Raw genomic sequence first — 22,328 nt, 5'->3', positions numbered from 1 at the left:
GTCCGCGTTCAAAAATGGACGTTCGTTACGAAAGTAACACGTAGAAAAGAATGCGTTTTAGTTACAAAACGTACTCGCAGAAAGCATTGTACATTCGTTACAAAATGTATACGCTTTGAAAAGAAATTTTACTGGACAAAACGATGTTACTGTAAAAAATGCGAATTCTTCCCGAATGGACACGGTGGCTCTTGCGACGATTCGTGTGATGACGGAAAGAAATGGAACGATTGCAAAGATGGCGGACATAAATTCCCATCTTGCAAAAACAAGAAATTCGATCACTTCTGGTACAAAAAACGTAATTGCTAGTTTTTCATATAAAAAAGGCCGTTTTCACGGCCTTTTTTTATGTTTACTGAAAATGACTTATATCTGCAAATTGCTTCACTTCACCTTTATCTTCTTCAAATTCTATTATACTAAGACTAGCACTATGCATAAATGGATCATTCCAAACATTTTCTATTTCAATACCCGCAAAATGTCCTACAAGTAGTTTTGCCGCTGCCGCATGGGAAACCATTAATATACTTTCTCCTTTATGCTTTTCTAAAAGAAGCTGTATCCCCTCAATTACCCTTTTATAAACAGACTCAAAATTTTCTCCTGATGTTGACTGAAAAAGATGTGGCTCATACCAAAACAATTGTATTTCGTCTGGATATTGCCTTTCTATATCATCGACTGTCTGCCCTTCCCATATACCCATATTAATTTCATAAAAATGCTCATCCGCAATTATCGGTATATCACGATCGCCCTTTATTAACTCTGCAGTATGAAGGGTTCTTTCACTCGGACTACTATAAATCGCATCGATAGATAAACCTTTCATTCGATCTCCTAATTGCTTAGCTTGTAGCATACCGTTTTCAGTTAAAGCAGAGTTTTTCCGCCCTTGCATTCGCTTCGCTACATTCCATTCCGTTTCACCATGCCTTGTTACATATACAGTTGTCTTCATTTCTCATTCCCCCTTACCATGTTGGCCGCAATTCCCACGGTTCTACTCGTCCTACAATCCATTCATCACATTTACTCTCAATTCCTTTTATTACCCCATCCGATATTTCTTCATGGGTAAGCCATCTCCCGTATGTATCTTCTAATATAAAACCTAATATTATTCTATGGTAGCTACATCGCGTACCTCCTATTTTTTGTGCGGGCATACGCGACGCTTTACTACCTAAAATATGAAAAACGTTGTATGTTTCAGACGATAAGTCTAATTCTCTACAAATGAGTGATAACGTACCCTTCGCACTTGCGTGTATCCATGCGATAACTACTGTTATTGGACCATTCCTCTCAATTGTGCTTTTAATAGCTAGCTTTACATCGTCATCATTATGATAATCTAACGGAAGACATGTGATACTTTCTGGTGCAGCACTCTCTCGCTTAACATTTTCTAATTTCACTTCATCTCGTCCAATAATAGAAGCATGAAATCCTTGCTCACAAAGCCACATAGAAACTCTCTTTAGCATTCCTGTCCCGCCAATTACTAACACATGCAAATTCTTTCCTCCCTTAGTAAAATGTCATATGAGGTTTATCTTCTCTATAATAATTAAGTCGATCTTGCAATGTCCCTGAATGAAACTCAAATTTGTGGCCGTCAGGATCAACAAAATATATAGACTGACAATCTCTTACATCCCGTTCTCTTCCTTGTAAAATATGAACATCGTTTTCTTCTAATCGCTGCAGTAGGCGTTCAAAGTCTTTCTGTTCAACTGAAAACGCAATATGCGTATAAGATTGATGAATCTCATTTCTCGGAATATGTGTTTCTTCATTAAGTGCTACCCATACCCCACATATATTGAAATATGCTAGTTTTCTCCCTTTAATTAACAATTCCCCTTCCAATACTTTTTCGTAAAATGTAATAGAATCTTCTAAATTAGATACTGAAAAACAAAGATGATTGATTCCTTTTAACAACTCTAATTCCTCCTATACAAATAAAAGATGAGCGAAAATTCACTCATCTTTTATTATACTATTTCTTTGTAATATATGCCCATTTATAACTGAAGTCCCCACCAAACGTATGATTCGCAATACCTTTCACGTATGGTTTTTCTAAATATGCCGTACTTTGTTGGTACGCAGGAGAAATAGCAGCATCTTGACCAATTAAGATTTTTTCAGCTTCTGCAAGGGCATTCCAGCGTGCTTTATCATCTTTTAATAGCTCTCCTTTTGATTTCGCTACTAAATCATCATACTTCGGATTAGAATAATCCATTTCATTAAATGAGCTTCCCGTAACAAACATATCAATATAAGTCATTGGATCCGGATAGTCCGGACTCCATGCGGATAATGAGAATTCATATTCAAATTTCTTTTCTAACTCTAGCTTCTGCTTATATGGTTGTTGTTTCAAATTCACTTTAATACCAGGTAAATTTTTCTCTAACTCTTCTTTTATAAAGTCGCCCACTTTTTTACGGCTACCGTTATCATCATTTAGAAATTCTACTGTAATTGTATCTTGACCAAGCTCTTTTTTCGCTTCTTCCCATAATTTTTTTGCTTTTTCTGCATTATCTTTGCTGTCACGGAAATTTTTATTTACAGTACGGAAATCTTTTCCATCTGGTCCTGTCGTAAATTTCTCAGGTACTAAGAAATATGCTGGTAATGATCCGTCATTTAAAATAACATTGGCAATTCCTTTTTTATCGTATGCCAGATCAATCGCTTCACGAACTTTTTGGTTTTTGAACGTTGCATTTTTTTGGTTAAAACGCAAGAAATACATACGTGGATCTAACTTCGTTTTAAATTCATCTGGCTTATTCTTTTTATATTTATCAACGAATTCAGAACTTAAAATTACTCGATCCGCTTGATCACTATCATATAAATTTACTCCTGTGCTCGTTTCCTTCACAATATTTACATTAATTTCTTCTAACTTCACAGTATCTTTATCCCAATAATTAGGGTTTTTCTTTAGCTGATAACTTCGTTCATGTTTCCATTCACTCATCGTAAATGGTCCATTATATAATAGTTTATCTGCTTCTAATGCATATTTATCCCCTTGTTCTTTCACATATTTTTCATTTAAAGGGAAAAATGTTGGGAATGAAGTAAGCTCAAGGAAATATGGTGCTGGTTGTTCTAATTCTACTACTAACGTTTTATCATCCTTTGCTTTTACTCCTAATTGATCTAACGGTAATTCTCCCTTATTTACTTTCTGTGCATTTTTCACATCAAATAAAATAAATGCATACTCAGCTGCCGTTGCTTTATCTAATGCGCGTTGCCATGCAAATACAAAATCTTGCGCTCGAACTGAATCGCCATTAGACCACTTTGCATCTCGTAATTCAAATGTATATGTCGTTTTATCTTCACTAACCTTCACATCTTTTGCCATACCCGGAGTTGGTTTATTATCCTTATCTAAACGATATAACCCTTCCATTGCATTGACAAAGGCACGGAATGATACAGAGTCCGTCGATTTTGACGTATCCATTGAAGGAATTTCTGCTGCTTCTAGTAAGTTTAAAACTTGCTTATCTGCTGCTCCCTTACCTGCTTCTTTCTTCGTTGTAGATGCCTTCTCCCCATTTCCGCAACCTGCAACTAATACACTTGTCGATAATGCAAATGCAGCAATCGTTGTTACCTTTCTCTTCATTCTTCCTTCCCCCAATCTATATGTATAAATGAAAGCTAGTATAATACATATTATTATACAAAAGATTCAGATTATTTCAAATATTATTTTTGTACAGTAAAAAAAGAAGCGTATAGAACGCCCTTCTATACGCTTCTTTTTCTATTCCTTTTACTTGTAATCCATCCTCTATGTCAAATGGATTTTGAACTTTAAATATTTCGTCCATTATCTTCAAAAACTCTTCCTCATTTTTAGATTCTCCATTAATCGTCAATGAGTACGGCTCAATCTCGCCCAATTTATAGTCAACAACAAATTGGATCTTCACCTTTTTCCTTGGCATATCAGGACTTTCTCCTTGGAACTCTACCAATTCTAATCCTTCCGTGCCACGATAATATACCCAACCTGGATTTCTAAAATAATTTTCAAATGATTCACCAATGGAAAAGAACGGATATTCATATAGTGAGCCTGCACGAACCTTTTGTATAATATCTCGATCAGTCGGGAAAAAGAAATGGCTGAAAAAGATACTAGCAACCGCTAAAATCGTAACGATGGTTGCTCCCATTTTACTCGTTCCACCACTATCACGGATGAGATACTTCTCAACCGATTCATCTTGAATTTCTCGTGCTTTTATTCGATATATGCGCCTTTCTGCAAATTGATAATATAATCCATTCGCAAAAATAGCCATTCCAAATAAAATAAAAACGAGTAATAAAAACGTAAGAGGCACCATATTAATGATTGGCAGTGCTACGTTGAATCCCATATAATAAGAAAACGCATCGCATGCTAATAATAACAATATAAATAAAGCTGCAGGCAAATAATACTTACGATATCCAAGCCAACCTACATTAAAAATAGCCGCCCAACCATTCCAGCTCCACCTAGCAATCCGCTTTTCCTCAAGCTCCCATTTCCTTTTGTAATACGGATATTGTCTCCCTACATATACTTCTAATTCTTTGTCTATTAGCGAGCTTCCTTCACCTTGTTCATTATGCAAGGTCCGCTGGCAACTTTCACAATTCAACTGATTTTCCTTGCAAAGTTGCCCACAATTTATACACTTCAAAACAATCCCTCTTCTCATCCATACGTCATTTCAAAATACCTTCGTGTTTTAATAACCACTCTTTCCTCCATAAACCACCCGCATACCCAACAAGCTTCCCGCTCTTTCCTATTACACGATGACATGGAACGATAATTGAAATTGGATTACGACTATTCGCTCCTCCTATCGCTCGTACAGCTTTCGTATTCCCAACCTTCTCTGCAATATCTAAATATGAAGCACTTACGCCATAAGGAATAGTATAGAGCGCATCCCATACATTTTTTTGAAATGATGTTCCCTCAGCAGACAGCGGGACCGTGAACTCTTTTCTTTTCCCCTTAAAATATTCATCTAGCTCATTTATACATTGATCTATCGTTTCATTTTTATGTTCTTCTTGTCTCTCATCAACAAATATAACAGACGTAATTCCTTTATCGTTCGCTGTAATTTCCAGCAAACCTAATTCACTTTCATAATAAGCCTGGTACATATGTCATCCTCCAATTTAATTCATATTAATTATTGTAACACGAATAGACAAAATTTTTCGTATAAGCGTTTTATTAGGGAAACAAAAGCGAGAATGATACAATGTAAAAAAATTCAATCTAGGAGGCTATTGAATGAATCCCGAACTTTTTTCATCTTATACAGTTAAGGATGTTACATTTAAAAACCGGATTGTCATGTCACCTATGTGCATGTATTCATCAGAGAATGAAGATGGTCAAGTAACTAATTTCCATCTCGTTCATTACGGAACAAGAGCTGCTGGTCAAGTTGGTTTAGTTATGATCGAAGCAACAGCCGTGTTACCTGAAGGGAGAATTTCTAATAAAGACCTAGGTATATGGGATGATAGCCTAATTGAAGGCTTACATAAAACGACAACTTTTATACATGATAACGGTGCAAAAGCCGCCATTCAACTCGCTCACGCCGGAAGAAAAGCAGAATTAGAAACGGATCCTCTCGCCCCATCAGCAATTCCGTTTAATGAAACAATGAAAATACCAGTAGAAATGAATATACAGCAAATAAAAAATACTATATTAGCTTTTCAGCAGGCTGCAATACGTTCAAAACAAGCTGGATTTGACGTTATTGAAATACATGGAGCCCACGGTTATCTTATTAATGAATTTCTTTCTCCACTTTCTAATAAGCGGACTGATGAATATGGGGGCTCACCTGAAAATCGCTATCGTTTCTTACGTGAAATTATTGACTCCATAAATGAAGTTTGGAATGGACCGTTATTCGTTCGTATTTCAGCAAATGACTATCATCCTGATGGGTTAACGGTTCAAGATTACGTTCAGTATACAAAATGGATGAAAGAACAAGGGGTAGATGTAATTGACTGTAGTTCTGGGGCTGTAGTTCTGGGGCTGTTGTACCGGCACACATCGATGTATATCCCGGGTATCAAGTACAATACGCTAAACATATTAAAGAACATGCTAACATTGCAACTGGTGCTGTTGGATTAATTACGACTGGGGTGCAGGCAGAACAAATTTTAAATAATAACGAAGCAGATTTAATTTTTATCGGACGTGAGTTACTTCGCAATCCTTACTTCCCAAGAATAGCCGCCAATGAACTTGGCTTTGAGTTACAAGAACCGTACCAATACAAGCGAGCACCAAGGAAAATCCATACGAATAAATAAAGTGAAACTTTAATCAGTGGGGGTTTTCTTCATCCCCCACTGATTATTAGCCCTCACCAATCGGACTTTTGTGGGCAGCCCGACCCCCACCTAACTTCTTTGCTTTCGCTGAATTTTGAGGTGGGGGTCTTACTGCCCATTAAAGCGGGATAAAACCAAGAATATTATGTACGACTACTTACGGAGAAATTAAAAGTATACTACAAGACTATATTTGTTATTTTATAATATCATTTTAAGGTATATCAACATTTTGCTTGATACGCCTATTTTTTTGTTTTTCACCGCCCTTTTGTCATCACATTTAGTATCACAGCGAAAAAAAGTTATATAAACTCAATTAAATTTAATGAACAAAACAAGCATAGTCACACTCTAAATATGCGAGAAGGTTACAATCCATATTCCATAATGTGGATCACAATTGAAGTAACAAAAAAAACAATTTCTCAAATCAAGTGGGAAATTGTTTTTTTATTATAATAGTATACTGTTCTAAATTCGTTTGTTATTCTATCGTTGTAATTTCATTTGAGTTATAAAAATATATACCCGTTTCTTCTCGCAATGCAGTGATATACATCCCTTTCGCCACATCTTTCGCTGAAATTGGTTTATACTTTTTGAAAGCCCCTTTAAATATAAAAGGAATGATACGAGATAACTTTTCAGCCATTCGTTCACCAAAACGAAATTCTTGTCGATTTCCTACTAATAAAGATGGCCTAAAAATGTGAATACCACCAATCACTAACTTTTGTAATTCCTCTTCCATTTTCCCTTTAACTTGCGAATAAAAGAAAAACGATTTAGGATTTGCTCCCATCGAGGACACAACAAGGAAATTTTGCACCCCTTGTTTTTCAGCTAAACAAGCAGCTCGTAACGTATATTCATAATCTACCTTTTTAAAATTCGCCTTTGTTTTTGCTTTTTTGATTGTTGTTCCTAGACAACTAAATACGTCATCTACAGCAAAAAACTCTTTATATTCCTCTAACATCGAAAAATCTATTTGCTTTTGCTGTAACTTTTCATGTTGCCATTGCATTGGTTCCCTTACAAAAATAGTAACCGAATCGTAGTAATCTGATTCAAGTAATAGACGCGTTATCTCTTGTCCAACTAAACCACTTGCACCAAGTACTAACGCTGTTCGCTTATTCATATATGCATATACCTCTTATTTTACTTTTCTCTCCTTCAGTAACATACAACTTTTAGGAGTTTCCTTCTCTCATTTTACCACAAGTAAAGCACTATGCGTACGCATAGTGCTTTACTCACTCTTTTTTCTCATCTTTCTCTCGCAATTTTGTTACTGATGATGCATCTCCTAAATTACTTATTAATCTTCTTAAAAAAATTAAGACTAAGGCTAATGGTAATACTACCGCTAATATCAATAAAATAGCTTCCATTAAGTAACCCAAACACTCATCCCCCTCTACCCTCCTTTCAAATATATGAACGTGGCGTTGTCACATATGCATGTATTCCTAAAAATAATACATCCAAATTTGACAACTTTATAACAAAAACAAATCGGAATGATTATTATTTATTGCAACTTTATAAAAGATGTATTATACTAAGTTCGCAAACTAAAACGTAATTATTACGTTTTGTATTAAAATGATATTTTTCTTCTATAATTGGGGAAAATATATCCGTAAAAAAGAAAAGAGGAGAACTTCATGCCTAAAAGATTGACTATATTTTCATTCTTACTTATTTTCACTTTAATTTTTACTGGCTGCTCAAATAAAAAAGAAGGCAAGGCCAAGAAAGATGGAAAACTAACTGTTTATACAACTATTTTTCCTCTTGCTGATTTCGCAAAAAAAATTGGTGGCGACTATGTAACTGTTGAAGCGATTTACCCGCCTGGTGCAGATTCTCATACATTTGAACCAAGTCAAAAACAAACCGTACAAGTTGCAAAAGCCGATTTATTCGTTTATAACGGTGCTGAATTAGAACCATTTGCTGAAAAAATGGAAAAAGCATTACAAAAAGAAAATGTTAAAATTGTAAATGCATCAAAAGGTATTGAACTGCGTACTTCTACAGAAGAAGAGCATCATGATCACGGAGACGGCCATAAAGAGGATGAACATCATCACGATAAAGACCCGCACATTTGGTTAGATCCTACTTTAGCAATGAAACAGGCAGAAAAAATTAAAAATGCACTTGTAGAATTACAACCTGACCATAAACAAGAGTTCGAAAAAAACTTCGCAGCACTTCAAACAAAATTCACTGATTTAGATGATCAATTTAAAGCAGCTGTTGCGAATGCAAAAACGAAAGATATTTTAGTTTCTCATGCGGCTTATGGTTACTGGGAACAACGCTATGGCCTAAAACAAATTGCTATCGCGGGTATTTCAGCTTCTGATGAACCATCTCAAAAACAGCTTGCTGAAATTACAAAAACAGTAAAAGAACATAATCTACAATATATTTTATTTGAAACTTTTTCTACTCCAAAAGTAGCATCTGTCATTCAAAAAGAAACGGGTACAAAAATTTTACGCTTAAATCATCTTGCTACTATTTCTGAAGATGATGCGAAGAACAATAAAGATTACTTCACTTTAATGGAAGAAAACGTAAACACATTGAAAGAAGCTACTAACTAATCATTTTTTTAAAGAAGCTGCATATGTCATGCAGCTTCTTTTTTACTTGTTCTTACTTGACTTGACCAAAATAACAAGTAAAATTATCCATATTAGCTTTTATGCTATATTAATTTAGAAGGTGAGTTGGAATTATGACTCTTCACATTTGTGAAGTAACAGAAAAAAATTGGCGTTCGGTAGCGGCTTTAAACGTCGCAAAAGACCAGCAGCAATTTATTGAAAGCAATGCGTTTTCTCTAGCAGAATCATTATTTGAAGGAAACGGAACGTCAGTAGGTTTATACGATGGAGAAACACTTGTAGGATATGCAATGTACGGATGGTATTGGGAAAAACGTAAAAGCGTATGGTTAGATCGCTTTATGATTGACGAGCAATATCAAGGAAAAGGATACGCAAAACGTTTCCTTCGCATACTCATTCAATTCTTACAAGATAAATTTGAATGTAAAATAATTTATTTAAGTTTACATCCAGACAACAAACTCGCAATGGGATTATACGAGTCATTTGGCTTCCGCTTAAATGGCGATATTGATGACGAAGGCCCAGTTGTAGGTGTTGTAATGGAGTTACTATTAGATGAACATACAAGCCTGTGAAAACGGGCTTTTTATTATCCTTCGTTTTTTGCAATCTAGCATTTTTCCATAGAGTACTTAGTTAATTCCAAAAAATAAGCCTGCAATATATGCAGACTTATTTCACACACTCCTCAAAATGTTCTTGGAACCATTCTTTATTAATATCTTTTCCGATAAACACGACTTCACTTACTCGTTCTTCGCCCTCTTGCCACTCTCTATCGTATGATGCAGCAAACAGTGTATGCACACCTTGGAAAACGATACGTTTATTTACTCCATCAATCGATAAAATTCCTTTGTAGCGATATAAATATTCACCTAGTTCTTGAACGACAGCTGACATCCATTCATTTAGTTTTTGTAAATCTAACGGACGTTCTTCACGCAGTACAAACGATTTTACACCTTCTAGATGATTATGCTCTGTATGAGGATAAATTTGTAACGTATCTTTCGTTTTAAACGTCTGAATTTGTAGTAACGATTGAATATCCACATCACAGTTAGTCGCCTCAATTAACTTTGCAGTTGGGTTAATACCTTGCAGTTCCTGCAAGAGATTTTCCTTTTCACTTTCATCCACTAAATCTAATTTATTTACTAAAACGACATCAGCAAATGCAATTTGTTCCTTTGCTTCTAGTCCTTTTTCAAAATGTTTATGTATATGATAACTATCTACTACTGTTACAACACCGTTTATTTGGTATGCAGATTGAATAACAGGATCTAAAAAGAATGTTTGAATAATCGGACCTGGATTTGCAAGACCAGTCGTTTCAATTACTAATCCATCAAAATCCATTTTCCCTTCTGCTTTTACGTCCAGTAATTGTTTTAAAGCGACGAGTAAATCTTCACGTACCGTACAACATAAACATCCATTCGTCATCTCCATAATCTCTTCTTCGACATTCATAATCAACTGATTATCAATACCAATTTGCCCTATTTCATTTACAATCACTGCTAATTTCTGACCGTGATTCTCTGATAAAATGCGATTTAATAATGTCGTTTTCCCTGATCCAAGAAAACCAGTTAATATTGTTACTGGAATCATTCCTTACATCTCCTTATAGCTATATGTTTCTATATTATAGCATATAGAGAAAATCGTTTTTGTAGCAAAACATATTTATTGTATGTACGACACTGTAACTATATAATAATACATAGTAAGAAAGCCTTTTCAAAAAACTATTCATTCATCAAGGGGGTACTTATAATGGAACGAATTCAAATGGCCGAAACACTAGAATTTTCTCGTATTATTCAAGGTTTTTGGCGTTTAGCAGAATGGAATATGACAAAGCAAGAGTTACTTTCTTTCATTGAAGCTTGTATGGAAATGGGAATTACTACTTTCGATCACGCTGATATTTATGGCGGGTATACGTGCGAAGGGTTGTTTGGCGAGGCATTAGAACTTAAGCCTTCCTTACGCGAAAATATGCAAATTGTCACAAAATGTGGAATCGCTCCCCCATCACCGAAATTTCCCGAGCGATATGTTGCGCACTACAATACGAGTGCGGAACATATAATAAAAAGCGCGGAAGACTCATTACAAAACTTACATACAGATTATATTGATGTATTGCTCATTCATCGCCCTGATCCATTTATGGATCCAAATGAAGTAGCAGAAGCGTTCTCACGCTTAAAACAAGAAGGAAAAGTCCGTCACTTCGGTGTATCTAACTTTTTACCTTCACAGTTTAATATGTTAAGTTCCTATTTAGATTTCCCGCTCCTTACAAATCAAATTGAAGTATCAGCGATGCATCTTGAGCATTTCGAAAAAGGAACAATTGATTTATGCCAAGAAAAACGAATCAATCCTATGATTTGGTCGCCTCTTGCTGGCGGAGAAATCTTTACTGGTCAATCAGAACGTGCCGTACGTGTACGTGAAACTTTACAGAAGATTGCTACTGAACTAGGTGTTACTAGCATCGATACAGTTATGTATGCATGGCTGCTTGCTCATCCAGCTAACATGATGCCAATCGTTGGATCTGGTAAATTAGATCGTGTTAAAACAGCCGCTCTTGCTACAAAAGTTAATTTAGATCGTCAACAATGGTTTACAATTTTCGAAAGCTCTAATGGTCATCCTGTACCATAATACAGAAAAAGAAGAGCTGTGTCTTTACAGCTCTTCTTTTTCATATGTATTTCTAGTCATGGCGAATACACACATATCCCTTAATCCATTTCCATCTACCGCTACACTCGCACTTTCCAATGTACCTTCTAACTTAAAGCCTAATTTCTCAGGTATTGCCCTACTCTTCTTATTTAAAGAGTCACATCGAATTTCTACGCGATTTGCTTTTAGCTCAGAAAAAGCATAATCCGTTATCCCCTTTGCAGCCTCTACCATATAGCCTTTTCCACTAAACCTTGAATCAATCCAATACCCAATTTCAAATTGAGGTATATCCCAATTAATACGATGCAATCCAGCGGATGCAATAAATTCACCTGTTTCTTTCGAAAAAACTAGTAATCTTAAATCCTCACGCTGCAAAAATTGAATATGCGATTTTCTAATACTCACTTCTACTTCTTCCTCTGTTTGCTCTTTTTGTGCAAAAACCATCCATGGTTTTAATTCTTGCATAGAAGCTCCAATTGCATCGTATACAGCTTTACCGTCACCTGGTTTCGGCATTCGAATAAATAGCCTTTCAGTATAAAATTCAGTAGGAAAATCGAATAATAACCGATTCACTTTCAACACTCCTTTTAATTCTTTTATATATAATAATATCCATCTCAAACTATACAGTAAAGAAATTTCTGAATTTTACACATTTTAATCATTCACCTCTACCGCAACACGAACGCCCGATTCAATTGCACCTTGTATCCATCCGTGATATAACGTTGTATGATCACCTGCAAAGTATATTCTCCCCTCTGGTTTTATAATTGCTGGTTGTAGTTCGGATTCTTGACCAGCCTGGAATAGCGCAAATCCTCCAAGTGCATATGGATCCAATGTCCAACTTTTTGATACTCCAGACATGAACTCATCATATACTTGACCACCTAATATCGTTGCTAAGTTGTGTAGTGCATAATAAATACGATCTCCCTTTGATAACCCATCCCATAACAACGCATCATAAGACCATGTATAGCTGCCTAACATCATGGCAGGTCCTTTCTCTCCAATTCCGTGACTTGGATAATAGGCATAACGAATTGGCAAATCCGTTATAATCCTGCCACCTAATTGTCCTTGTTCTTCCCAAAATCGACTTTTAAATTGAATTCCTATTTTCGTTGCTGGCATATAATGCAATTCACGAATTGCTTTCCATTTTTCATGAGATATAGAATCAAATGGATCTACTTCCACAAAGCGCATTGTCGAAAATGGAATTGTGATAATAACTAAATCCCCTATAATACTACTATACTCAAAAGTTTGCTCGTTTCGATAAAAAGCTGTCACACCGTTATCGTGCTGATGTAGCTTCATCAATTTTTGATTATATATAATATTTTCTTCTAATTGTGGTAAAAAGGACTTTGGTAATCTATCATTCCCACCTACAATTTCACAAAATCCACTCTCCTCTTGCATAATATATAAAAAGCGTAGCGTCTCTACAAATGACCTTTCTAAAAAACCTTCTAAATCTAATAGAACACCGATCATCTCAATCGTTACTGGTGAAAAGTAAGTATTATATTGATAAGGATGATACTTTAAAAATTGACCTGTAGAGTATCTCCCAAAATCCTTTACTACAATATCCCAATTTTTCTCTGGGTTCTTTTTTATAAAATTTATAATTGGCTGTACCGCTAACAATAATAGTTCCTCAGACGTTTTCCCGACTTCATTCATTTCCACAGGATACTTTAATATACTTGGGTCTTTTTCATATTGTTTTAATGTCGTTTTCCGGCCATTTACGTAAATAATATCCGTCTCATTCCTATTAATAAAAGGGCTTACCTGTAGCCTAAATTTTCTTATATACGCCATCGTTAACGTGTGCGAATATGGAATTCTCATTGCCCCTACATCCAAATATAATCCGGTATCTTCCATTCTAACCGTCTCTATACGGCCACCTACCCGGTTGTTTGCTTCAAAAATCTTCACATCATGTCCTGCAGCTTTTAATAAAGATGCCGAAACTAATCCAGCCATGCCTGCGCCTACTACAATAATTTGCTTCGGGCGTGTCGTCTTCTTTAATCCTTTATTTATAACTTTCAACACTTCATCCATCTCAGTGTTATACATTATATCTTTCTGCACAATTCCACCCCTTACTTCATAAAGTGAAACTATAGTCAGTGGGGGATCTTCCCCTACTGATTATTAGTTGAACCAATCGGGCTTTTATGGGCATTAGTGGTTTAGTGCATTTTATTCATAAATTCCTATAAACATAACAACATAGCAAGTGGAATATTCACTAAAAGTACATAAGAGATAGCTCTCACATATCTTCACGCTTCGTATAATATAGCAACAGTAAAAAAGGAGTGGTTGAAAATGAAACAAACTTACGACTACCACGATACAAAGCAGTATTTAGAAGGAAAGAAACAACAACTATGCAACAAACTTAGCAGTAATCATCTATCTAAAAAAGAGCGTGAACAATTAAACCTTGAGATTGATAACTATGAATATATTTTAGACTTAGTCGAAATGAATCATTATGAACGGGGATTTTCTCGTTAGAAGTAGATATAGGATGTATCCACTTCTTATTTTGAGCATTTTATTACGCATTTTTCGTAAGTAAATATATAATAGGATGTAAATTAAGATTGAGAGGTATATTCTATGATCAAATTAAGTGTATTAGACCAATCACCTATTTCAGATGGTAGTACAGCAGCCCAAGCTTTTTCTCATACAGTTACACTTGCACAAGAAGTTGAAAAACTAGGATTCACACGTTTTTGGGTATCTGAGCATCATAATTCCGTCAGCCTTGCTGGTTCAAGTCCTGAAATACTTATTTCTCATATTGCAGCAAAAACGGATCGTATGAGAGTTGGTTCAGGTGGTATTATGTTACCGCATTATAGCCCGTATAAAGTTGCCGAGAATTTCCGCGTTTTAGAAGCTCTTTATCCAAATCGTATTGACCTTGGTGTCGGCAGAGCACCTGGTGGTATGCCAATTGCAACTCGCGCACTACAAGAAGGAAAAATGGTCTCACTTGATCAATATCCAGAACAAATTGCAGATGTTGCAATGTACTTACATGATCAAGTACCAGAAAACCATCATTATGCAAATTTAAAGGCTACTCCTGTCATTCCAACATCTCCTGAGATGTGGTTACTCGGTTCTAGTGGAGAAAGTGCTATGATTGCTGCAAAACAAGGTGCTTCTTTTGCATTCGCACAGTTCATTAACGGATACGGTGGCCCTGAAGTAATGAAAGCTTATCAAGAACAATTCCAACCTTCCTATTTAGGAGATAAACCAAAATCAATCGTCTCTATTTTTGTTATTTGCGGGGAAACAAATGAAGAGGCAGAAAAAATTGCTTCTAGTTTAGATTTGTCAATCTTATTACTAGAGCAAGGAAAGCGTACAACTGGTACTCCTTCTATCGAAACTGCACAAAATTATTCATACAGCGCTTATGATTTATTCCGTATAAAAGAAAATCGTCAACGTATGATCGTCGGTGATCCATCTTCTGTGAAAGAACAAATCATAAACTTAAGTAAAGCATACAATACTGATGAATTTATGATTGTCACAATTACTCATCGATTTGAAGATAAATTGAATTCTTATCGCTTACTAGCAAATGCCTTTCATTTATAATGATAAAAGGGAGATCCATCAATTATGATGCATCTCCCTTTCTTACTACTTATTACTTTTTTCGTTTATATATGCAATAGCTTCTTTTAATAACTCATCAAAATCTTCAGGATAATCATGGTTTAAATTAGGCACAACTTTATACTTATGTTCTATATTTTTATCTCTTAATAATTGTACAAATTGTTGCGTACATTCAAAACAATCTTCATCTTGGTCCCCGCACACTATATATCCCTTTATATTTTTATCGTGTAGCACTCCCAACAACTCATTCCATTCTTCAATCTCTGGAAGCCACGGCGCTACAAAAATAAAACCATCTACATCTATATCTTTTTGTAAAATCGTATACAAAGCTACTCTTGCTCCAGCAGAAAAACCACCCATTATTACACTTTCTACTGTATGATTTTCTGTAAACGTAACGTAATGCTCTTTTAATTCCTCTTTCCCTCTATGTATATCATCCCAAACAAATCCATCTGAAAACTGAATTTGCGAAGATTGTGGTAAAGCCAACGTATAATCTTGATCCAAAACAGATTTCCAATATGGTTCTACTATTCCTATATTTTCTTGATCTCCGTGCATTGCAATAAATAATTTTTCTTTTTTCTTACCTTCAATACATTTCACGTCTGCTCGTTCTGTTTTCTTTGCTAATTCTTCTCTTTCTTTACATAATTGAACCATTTTATGAAACTCTTCAAATTTATGGAGTGGTTTTAAATCATCGTCCGAAATTAAATACTCATTTCCGTACCAAAATCCATTGTCTATAATAGCTTCCTTCATTAGATGTAACGCTTCTTCTTCAAGTCCTGCTGCACTCGCTAGTGCATATTTAAAGTTATATATTTGCGCTTCATTCCCAACTACACCTTTCGCATGCTCCATTATATAAGTGTACGCTTCCGAACTCCCTTTATTTGCGTAACAATGTAACGTTTCATTTAATAATTGAATGTAAGTCGTACTATTTTTCATCCCCCAATTCCCCCGTAACCTTTTATTATATTTATCTTTCAAACCTTTGTACCATTCTGTAATCACTTTATATAGCTCACGCAAACAATACTTAATCATTACACTTCTTCGTCCAATAAGCTTATTATAAAATTGAATAGACTGAAAAATCAATATTTTTATAAACAAAAAAAGACAACAATATATTTATTGTTGTTCTCAATACATCTACCCACTCTTTTGTTTTTTCCTGTCCGGTTTACTTGAAACTAAATAATGTTTTTCTGAAATATATAAGTCTCTTTTTAATATACGCTTTAAATATGGCCCTAATTTTATCCCGCATATAAGACGCTCTTCACTACCTTCAACAAGTGGAAACATTTCTTTTTCTGTTACGTATTGATCTACTGCTTTTTGTACGGTATCAATTTCTTTAACTAGGTTTAGATTTTCTTCTGTATGTTCAAATACCTCAAGCGTTTCCTTCGTAATAAGAAAACTATTTGTTGGAAATGCAAGTAAATACGGCTTTAACAAATCATAATTTACTGTATAATCATCATTTACTAATACTGTATAAACGATATTAGCATTCGTTTCTAGAAACTTAGCCATCGCTTGTTCTAATTCATCCTTCGTAATTTCACGCTCTTCTTTTCCAGTTCTGAAAAAGCGAAACATAGCATCGCCTCCTTTTTACTATATTATAGCATAAAAGAAAACTGAAAAATTACAAAAAAGTCATTGAAAGAATTTTTCAATGACTTTTTTCTTTATATACTTATATTTATTTTAAGAACGCGCTTAACATCCATACATGTTGTTCTAATGTTGTATGAATCGCTAACAACATGTCCGCTGATGTTTCATCGCCAGCTTCACCAGCAACTTCCATACCTTCTTTTAATTCTTGAATAAGTGCAGAGTAATCATTCACTAATGTTTGCACCATTTCTTCTGCAGATTCCTTGCTTGTCCCTTCATTCACACTAGATGTTGCAAGATATTCTTTCATTGTCGCTAGCGGTTTACCTTCCAACGCTAAAATACGTTCTGCTAATTCATCAATATTTGTTCCAGCTTCATTGTAAAACTCTTCAAATTTCTCATGTAATGTAAAGAAGTGTGGTCCTGTCACATACCAGTGATAATTATGTAATTTCACATATAACACATTCCAGTTTGCTACCTGCTTGTTTAATACTTCAACAACATTTGTTTTCGTACTCATACAATCCACTCCTCTTATCATTTCATAATGTTTATCTTTTAATAACCTAGTTACATGTTACCATACATTTCCTATACTTTCGAACGATTAGCCCATATGTAACAAAGTTTTAACACCTTTAATACTTCCCTAATGTCTTGTAATTCATGTATGTTTTCAAACACTTCATACGTCTAATTGTCCAAGCTCATACATATGCATAATAGTAAATCAAGCTCATCGTAGTAGAAAGAGGGATAACATGGACAATCAACAATGGCAAGTAGCAAAGAAAGTCGCTGCTACTTATATTGGAACAGTCGTTGGAGCTGGATTTGCTACTGGACGAGAAATTGTTGAATTTTTTACAGTGAACGGATTTTATGGAACAATTGGCATATGTGTAAGTGGATTTTTTTTTATTTGGCTTGGCACAAAGATGATGTTACTCTCATCACAAATCGGTGCATTTTCAGCGCAAGAGTTTAACAAATACTTATTTGGGGATGTAGTTGGAAATGTTGTAAATACACTATTATTACTCGTATTATTTGGTGTAACAAGCGTTATGTTATCAGGAGCTGGAGCGGTATTTGAAGAGCAACTTCGTTTACCAAGACAACTCGGTATTTTCATTACAGTGATTGCCTGTCTCATTATAGGTAGTCGCGGATTACAAGGGGTTTTTGAAGTTAATACACTTGTCGTACCTATTATGATGATTTTTATTATCGGACTTGCTATTACAACTTTTTTTCACGGTACAACTCCTCTTAGTAGCACTATTCCTGCAGAAAGCTGGAATATGAAGTGGATTACTAGTCCTATCACGTATGTCGCCTTAAATCTTTCGCTCGCCCAAAGCGTTCTCGTCCCGTTAGCCAGTGAAGTAAAAGATCGAAAGGCCATTTTATGGGGCGGTATTTTAGGTGGTGCAGGACTATCTTTAATTTTATTATGTAGCCATTTAGCTATCTTATCAGTCGATCAATTTTATCAATATAATATCCCAATGGCTGAAGTCATAAGAAAATTCAATGCAACTTTTCACTTTTTCTTTGTTCTTATCATTTTCGGTGAAGTGTTCACAACTTTAGTTGGCAATGTGTTCGGAATGACAAAACAAATGCAATCCATCACCGGTTGGAAAAGTAACAATATTATTTTCTTTATTTTACTAATTAGTTATTGCTTTAGTTACATTGGTTACAGTGAATTACTCCACATTCTATATCCTATAATTGGATGGGTTAGCATCATTTTACTTCCAATTATTGCTTTTAAACAACTTCAAAAAACATAAAAGAAGCATCCATGTTATTGGATGCTTCTTTTATGTTCATTCACAATCATCACATACTTCCCAGTATGGCCCCATTTCGAGTGCTAAATATGGCTTTAATTGCAAGCGAATCATCCGACTAGGCATACGTTCTAAAACGAATTGAATCCCTTCTTCCTCTTCGTCTAATTCCACTTTTGAAATCGCAATTCTTTGCATAGTAGAAATAGGCATTTCATCTTTATATAAAGTGATTTTCACCTCATCATATTCATTAAAATACAACTCAACACTCATTTGATTTTTCAACATTTCATCAACAATTTCATATTTATCATTTCGTTCCTGGATTATATATTTCCAGCCGCCTCTACCTTCTTCTTTCGGAGCAGCTTGAAATAATGTCATCAAATCCTCGTATAGCATAAGATAACCCCTCTCTTACTAAAAAACGATGAGTATTTTATATACCCTTTATCTCTATCACTATCCATATGTATTGTACCATATATCGCCGTTATTACCGTATTCATTTGCTTCATAACTGTATGTAAAATACCTGATTCTCTTCATTATTATATGAATTATCTCTGATTTCATTTCTTACTATTCTTCTAAAATTTTCAAATCATATCAAACTTAATGAAATTGCTTTCTTTGTCCATCCTCCACTTATTATTTCCTTGCAACAACAAAAAAGAAGAGTGACTTATAACACTCTCCTTAAAAGAATTTGCCAGTAGCTGCTAACGCTAATACTAATATTAAAATTGTAAATAATAATGATACAATGAAACTAAAAATAGGTAATGCTTTCTTTTCATTCTGCTTAAAGAGTAACTTTAAACTAAGAAAGATGTTTACTGGTACAAGTATAAAATAAAAATATTTAACAATTTGCACCGAACTATTCGAAAGTGTTTTTAAAATAAACACTTCAATTAGAAAAACAATAAAAAATGAAATACTTAACCAAAATGAGACATAACTAAGCCAAGAATGTCTTTTGGTACCCCAATAAACTCCCATAGTAATCTCCTTTATTTGCATTCTATATGATTATAATTATACACAAAGTTAACAAATACCTCTATTTTTCGACAAATATTATACAAAATATACCTTTAAATATTATAAAGATACTCTCTATCTCATTTAATATTACATAATAAAAACAGACTACTCCAATAGCACACTGCTATTTTGGAGATAGTCTGTCCTCTGTTAAACTTTAAATCTTTCAATTAACCCTTGTAACTCTTCAGCCATTTGAGATAATGTACCAGCCGCCGAACTAATCTCCTCAATGGACGCTAGTTGTTCTTCTGCTGATGCTGCAACGTTTTGAGTACTCGTCGCATTATTCTGTGCTGTCATTGCAATTTGACCTACTGAAATAGACACTTCATTTGCACCTTTCGACATCCCATTAGCCGTTTCAACCATCGTTTTAATTTGATCTGCAATTTCATTTGTAGATTGTAAAATCTCAGTAAAGTTTTGCTTCGTCTCATTCGCAATAACAAGTCCAGATTGAACTTCTTCATTTACATGACCCATAGATTTTACCGTCTTACTCATGTCATCTTGTATTTCACATATTAATTTACTAATTTCACTAGAAGATACGCTAGACTTCTCTGCCAATTTACGTACTTCATCTGCAACGATTGCAAATCCTCTTCCATGCTCTCCTGCTCTTGCAGCTTCAATTGCTGCATTTAAAGCTAGAAGATTTGTTTGATCTGCAATATTTTGAATTACTTCTAGTATGTCACCAATTTGTTTTGATTTATTATTTAATAACTGTATAACTTCATCTGATTGCGAAACAGATTCTGCAATAGACTGCATTTGATTTACTGTTTTTCCAACTAGTTTTCCACCATCTTCTGCTTTTTCACGAGTATGAGCAGAAGCAGTACTAATTGATGATGAACTATTTGCTACATGCTGAATTCCTTCTGTTACATCAAATAGTAACATTGCACCATTTTCTACACTTGTTGTTTGCGTCGTTGCCCCGCTCGATATTTCATCCATGGCCATTGTAATTTGCTCAGTCGCTTCACTCGCTTGTCTTACACTTGCTGTTAGCTCTTCTGATGCTGCTGCAACATGTCCAGCCGAAGTATTAATTCTTCCAATTAACGTTCGCAATGCATCAGTCATCTCATTGAATCCTTTTGCAAGTTGGCCAATTTCATCATTAGAATGAATTTCGATTGTTTGCGTTAAATCTCCCTCACTTATTTCTTTAGACGTGTTAACTAATCTTTTTAATGGCTTCGTTATAGAAAGTGTCACAAAATAAATAAGTGCTCCGCCTATAACTAATGAAATGATCATTACAATTAACATATTATAAAATACAGGTTGCGCAGCTTCAATTACTTCATTGGAATACATCGTCCCACCGATTTTCCAACCTGTTTTTACATTTGTAGCAAATACCATTTGCTTTTCGCTACCGTCATACGTATATGAAAAAGCACCATGATTATCTTCATAAATTTTCTTCGCCCAAGAATCAGCTGCTTTTTCTCCTGATTTTTCTTGAGGATGTGCAATTATTTTTTGTTTTCCATCTAAGATGAAAGCATACCCTTTTTTACCGATATTGATTAACTTTGTTGTTTTTAATAAATTATCTAAACTTAAATCTACTGCTACAACACCGTTTTTATCTTCTGTTTGTTTTGCAATCGTTACGACAATATGTCCATTTCCTTGTGCCTTATACGGCTCAGTAATTACAATACCACCTTGTTTTGCCACTGCATCTTTATACCAAGAACGTTCTGTTGGATTGTAGTCTGCTGCCATTTGTATATTTGGTTCTTGCACAAATTTCTTATCATTCCCAGCGACGTATACTTGTTCAACATCTTTATTCAAATTGATATATTGAGATAACATTTTTCTTAATTCATCTTGATTATCCCCTTGATACATATTACCTTGAATCACCCGTGCAAAATTATTCACATCATTAAATTTTGCATCAATCATTTGATTGATTAAATTATCTAATATTTTTATATTGTCGTGAGCACTGCTCGTAATTTGTGATTCAAAATTCTTTTTAGCCGTTTGATAAGACATGCCCCCGATAATAGAGACAGCCGCAATTAAAATGACAAAAAATGAAATTAGTAGTTTTTTTGCTACTTTCATATCACGAAACCAATTTAATAGTCTACCCATTACAAACCTCCTGCTTTTCAATTTCAAAAGTTAAATCTAGTGAATTATAAATATTTCCCATTCCCGAATTATTATTTTCATAACCTATTATGATGAATACTTTGTAAAGTTTAAACAATTAATTTCTCTTTGTCCATATATATGAATAATATTATTATAAAATTTACAAAAGCAAAAAACC

23 protein-coding genes and 2 pseudogenes are annotated in these 22,328 nt (G+C 34.6%); 8 read left to right on the top strand and 17 right to left on the bottom strand.

The window, feature by feature from the left end; genetic code table 11:
- A pseudogene (gene exsB / locus MR113_RS18945) lies at nucleotides 1-312 on the top strand (exosporium protein ExsB); the annotation flags it as partial.
- A 43-nt stretch (nucleotides 313-355) separates the two neighbouring features.
- On the opposite strand, the gene MR113_RS18940 reads toward exsB, so the two are convergent.
- The 6 genes from MR113_RS18940 to MR113_RS18915 form a co-directional block, all read right to left on the bottom strand.
- Nucleotides 356-967: a phosphoserine phosphatase 1 gene (locus MR113_RS18940; protein WP_242256166.1), complete on the bottom strand. Its 612-nt coding sequence runs from the start codon at nucleotides 965-967 to the stop codon at nucleotides 356-358.
- A 13-nt stretch (nucleotides 968-980) separates the two neighbouring features.
- The gene (locus MR113_RS18935) at nucleotides 981-1,526 is read right to left on the bottom strand and encodes a short-chain dehydrogenase (RefSeq protein ID WP_242256164.1); all 546 of its coding nucleotides are present in this window, start codon (nucleotides 1,524-1,526) and stop codon (nucleotides 981-983) included.
- A gap of 13 nt (nucleotides 1,527-1,539) precedes the next feature.
- Nucleotides 1,540-1,956: a FosBx1 family fosfomycin resistance bacillithiol transferase gene (fosB, locus tag MR113_RS18930; protein ID WP_242256162.1), complete on the bottom strand. Its 417-nt coding sequence runs from the start codon at nucleotides 1,954-1,956 to the stop codon at nucleotides 1,540-1,542.
- Between the two features lie 58 nt (nucleotides 1,957-2,014).
- Nucleotides 2,015-3,676, bottom strand: a complete 1,662-nt coding sequence (locus MR113_RS18925; protein ID WP_242256160.1) for a peptide ABC transporter substrate-binding protein — start codon at nucleotides 3,674-3,676, stop codon at nucleotides 2,015-2,017.
- A 76-nt stretch (nucleotides 3,677-3,752) separates the two neighbouring features.
- Nucleotides 3,753-4,766, bottom strand: coding sequence for a DUF2628 domain-containing protein (locus MR113_RS18920; protein WP_242256158.1), 1,014 nt, complete (start codon nucleotides 4,764-4,766; stop codon nucleotides 3,753-3,755).
- A gap of 7 nt (nucleotides 4,767-4,773) precedes the next feature.
- Nucleotides 4,774-5,226: a methylated-DNA--[protein]-cysteine S-methyltransferase gene (locus MR113_RS18915; RefSeq protein ID WP_063261332.1), complete on the bottom strand. Its 453-nt coding sequence runs from the start codon at nucleotides 5,224-5,226 to the stop codon at nucleotides 4,774-4,776.
- Nucleotides 5,227-5,359: 133 nt separating this feature from the next.
- Here MR113_RS18915 and namA point away from each other — a divergent pair.
- Nucleotides 5,360-6,411 (top strand): annotated as a pseudogene (gene namA, locus MR113_RS18910) (NADPH dehydrogenase NamA).
- 508 nt (nucleotides 6,412-6,919) lie between these two features.
- On the opposite strand, the gene MR113_RS18905 reads toward namA, so the two are convergent.
- Both MR113_RS18905 and MR113_RS18900 read right to left on the bottom strand, forming a co-directional pair.
- Nucleotides 6,920-7,579, bottom strand: a complete 660-nt coding sequence (locus MR113_RS18905; protein WP_242256157.1) for an oxidoreductase — start codon at nucleotides 7,577-7,579, stop codon at nucleotides 6,920-6,922.
- Between the two features lie 115 nt (nucleotides 7,580-7,694).
- Nucleotides 7,695-7,844 (bottom strand): hypothetical protein, encoded by a 150-nt coding sequence (locus MR113_RS18900; protein ID WP_242256156.1) that lies wholly within the window; start codon nucleotides 7,842-7,844, stop codon nucleotides 7,695-7,697.
- 264 nt (nucleotides 7,845-8,108) lie between these two features.
- Here MR113_RS18900 and MR113_RS18895 point away from each other — a divergent pair, with 264 nt between their 5' ends.
- Both MR113_RS18895 and MR113_RS18890 read left to right on the top strand, forming a co-directional pair.
- A complete protein-coding gene (locus MR113_RS18895; protein WP_097817531.1) occupies nucleotides 8,109-9,059 on the top strand; it encodes a metal ABC transporter substrate-binding protein in 951 nt (316 codons plus the stop codon).
- A gap of 134 nt (nucleotides 9,060-9,193) precedes the next feature.
- The gene (locus MR113_RS18890) at nucleotides 9,194-9,664 is read left to right on the top strand and encodes a GNAT family N-acetyltransferase (protein WP_000172418.1); all 471 of its coding nucleotides are present in this window, start codon (nucleotides 9,194-9,196) and stop codon (nucleotides 9,662-9,664) included.
- Nucleotides 9,665-9,761: 97 nt separating this feature from the next.
- On the opposite strand, the gene MR113_RS18885 is transcribed toward MR113_RS18890, so the two are convergent.
- On the bottom strand, nucleotides 9,762-10,712 hold the full coding sequence (locus MR113_RS18885; protein ID WP_063261328.1) for a CobW family GTP-binding protein: 951 nt from the start codon (nucleotides 10,710-10,712) through the stop codon (nucleotides 9,762-9,764).
- A gap of 165 nt (nucleotides 10,713-10,877) precedes the next feature.
- Here MR113_RS18885 and MR113_RS18880 point away from each other — a divergent pair, with 165 nt between their 5' ends.
- Nucleotides 10,878-11,780, top strand: a complete 903-nt coding sequence (locus MR113_RS18880; protein ID WP_242256152.1) for an aldo/keto reductase — start codon at nucleotides 10,878-10,880, stop codon at nucleotides 11,778-11,780.
- A 24-nt stretch (nucleotides 11,781-11,804) separates the two neighbouring features.
- Here MR113_RS18880 and MR113_RS18875 read toward each other — a convergent pair whose 3' ends face one another.
- Together MR113_RS18875 and MR113_RS18870 are read right to left on the bottom strand one after the other, a co-directional pair.
- Entirely contained in the window at nucleotides 11,805-12,389 is a 585-nt protein-coding gene (locus tag MR113_RS18875; RefSeq protein ID WP_242256150.1) for a GNAT family N-acetyltransferase, read from the bottom strand.
- Between the two features lie 84 nt (nucleotides 12,390-12,473).
- Complete coding sequence (locus tag MR113_RS18870) at nucleotides 12,474-13,937, bottom strand: flavin monoamine oxidase family protein (RefSeq protein ID WP_242256148.1); 1,464 nt, start codon at nucleotides 13,935-13,937, stop codon at nucleotides 12,474-12,476.
- A 240-nt stretch (nucleotides 13,938-14,177) separates the two neighbouring features.
- On the opposite strand from MR113_RS18870, the gene MR113_RS18865 reads away from it, so the two are divergent.
- Both MR113_RS18865 and MR113_RS18860 read left to right on the top strand, forming a co-directional pair.
- On the top strand, nucleotides 14,178-14,369 hold the full coding sequence (locus tag MR113_RS18865; protein WP_242256146.1) for a DUF3896 family protein: 192 nt from the start codon (nucleotides 14,178-14,180) through the stop codon (nucleotides 14,367-14,369).
- A gap of 105 nt (nucleotides 14,370-14,474) precedes the next feature.
- Nucleotides 14,475-15,476 (top strand): LLM class flavin-dependent oxidoreductase, encoded by a 1,002-nt coding sequence (locus tag MR113_RS18860; RefSeq protein ID WP_242256144.1) that lies wholly within the window; start codon nucleotides 14,475-14,477, stop codon nucleotides 15,474-15,476.
- 45 nt (nucleotides 15,477-15,521) lie between these two features.
- Here MR113_RS18860 and MR113_RS18855 read toward each other — a convergent pair whose 3' ends face one another.
- The 3 genes from MR113_RS18855 to MR113_RS18845 all read right to left on the bottom strand — a co-directional run bounded on the left by MR113_RS18855 (nucleotide 15,522) and on the right by MR113_RS18845 (nucleotide 17,679).
- The gene (locus MR113_RS18855) at nucleotides 15,522-16,466 is read right to left on the bottom strand and encodes an alpha/beta hydrolase (RefSeq protein ID WP_242256142.1); all 945 of its coding nucleotides are present in this window, start codon (nucleotides 16,464-16,466) and stop codon (nucleotides 15,522-15,524) included.
- A gap of 207 nt (nucleotides 16,467-16,673) precedes the next feature.
- Nucleotides 16,674-17,129: a DUF3939 domain-containing protein gene (locus tag MR113_RS18850; protein WP_242256140.1), complete on the bottom strand. Its 456-nt coding sequence runs from the start codon at nucleotides 17,127-17,129 to the stop codon at nucleotides 16,674-16,676.
- A 106-nt stretch (nucleotides 17,130-17,235) separates the two neighbouring features.
- The gene (locus tag MR113_RS18845) at nucleotides 17,236-17,679 is read right to left on the bottom strand and encodes a Dps family protein (protein WP_000105194.1); all 444 of its coding nucleotides are present in this window, start codon (nucleotides 17,677-17,679) and stop codon (nucleotides 17,236-17,238) included.
- A 241-nt stretch (nucleotides 17,680-17,920) separates the two neighbouring features.
- Here MR113_RS18845 and MR113_RS18840 point away from each other — a divergent pair, with 241 nt between their 5' ends.
- Nucleotides 17,921-18,961 carry a YkvI family membrane protein gene (locus tag MR113_RS18840; RefSeq protein ID WP_061676459.1) on the top strand — a complete coding sequence of 347 codons (1,041 nt, stop codon included), beginning with the start codon at nucleotides 17,921-17,923 and terminating at the stop codon, nucleotides 18,959-18,961.
- 36 nt (nucleotides 18,962-18,997) lie between these two features.
- Here MR113_RS18840 and MR113_RS18835 read toward each other — a convergent pair whose 3' ends face one another.
- The 3 genes from MR113_RS18835 to MR113_RS18825 form a co-directional block, all read right to left on the bottom strand.
- Nucleotides 18,998-19,366, bottom strand: coding sequence for a DUF3979 family protein (locus MR113_RS18835; RefSeq protein ID WP_242256138.1), 369 nt, complete (start codon nucleotides 19,364-19,366; stop codon nucleotides 18,998-19,000).
- Between the two features lie 297 nt (nucleotides 19,367-19,663).
- Nucleotides 19,664-19,969 carry a hypothetical protein gene (locus MR113_RS18830; protein WP_242256136.1) on the bottom strand — a complete coding sequence of 102 codons (306 nt, stop codon included), beginning with the start codon at nucleotides 19,967-19,969 and terminating at the stop codon, nucleotides 19,664-19,666.
- A 195-nt stretch (nucleotides 19,970-20,164) separates the two neighbouring features.
- The gene (locus MR113_RS18825) at nucleotides 20,165-22,147 is read right to left on the bottom strand and encodes a methyl-accepting chemotaxis protein (protein WP_242256134.1); all 1,983 of its coding nucleotides are present in this window, start codon (nucleotides 22,145-22,147) and stop codon (nucleotides 20,165-20,167) included.
- Between the last annotated feature and the right edge of the window lie 181 nt (nucleotides 22,148-22,328).

The organism is Bacillus cereus group sp. BfR-BA-01379 (assembly GCF_022663605.1).
GTDB lineage: Bacteria > Bacillota > Bacilli > Bacillales > Bacillaceae_G > Bacillus_A > Bacillus_A mobilis.
Note: the sequence above shows the minus strand (reverse complement) of the source record. Positions and strands in the feature narration are given on the sequence as shown.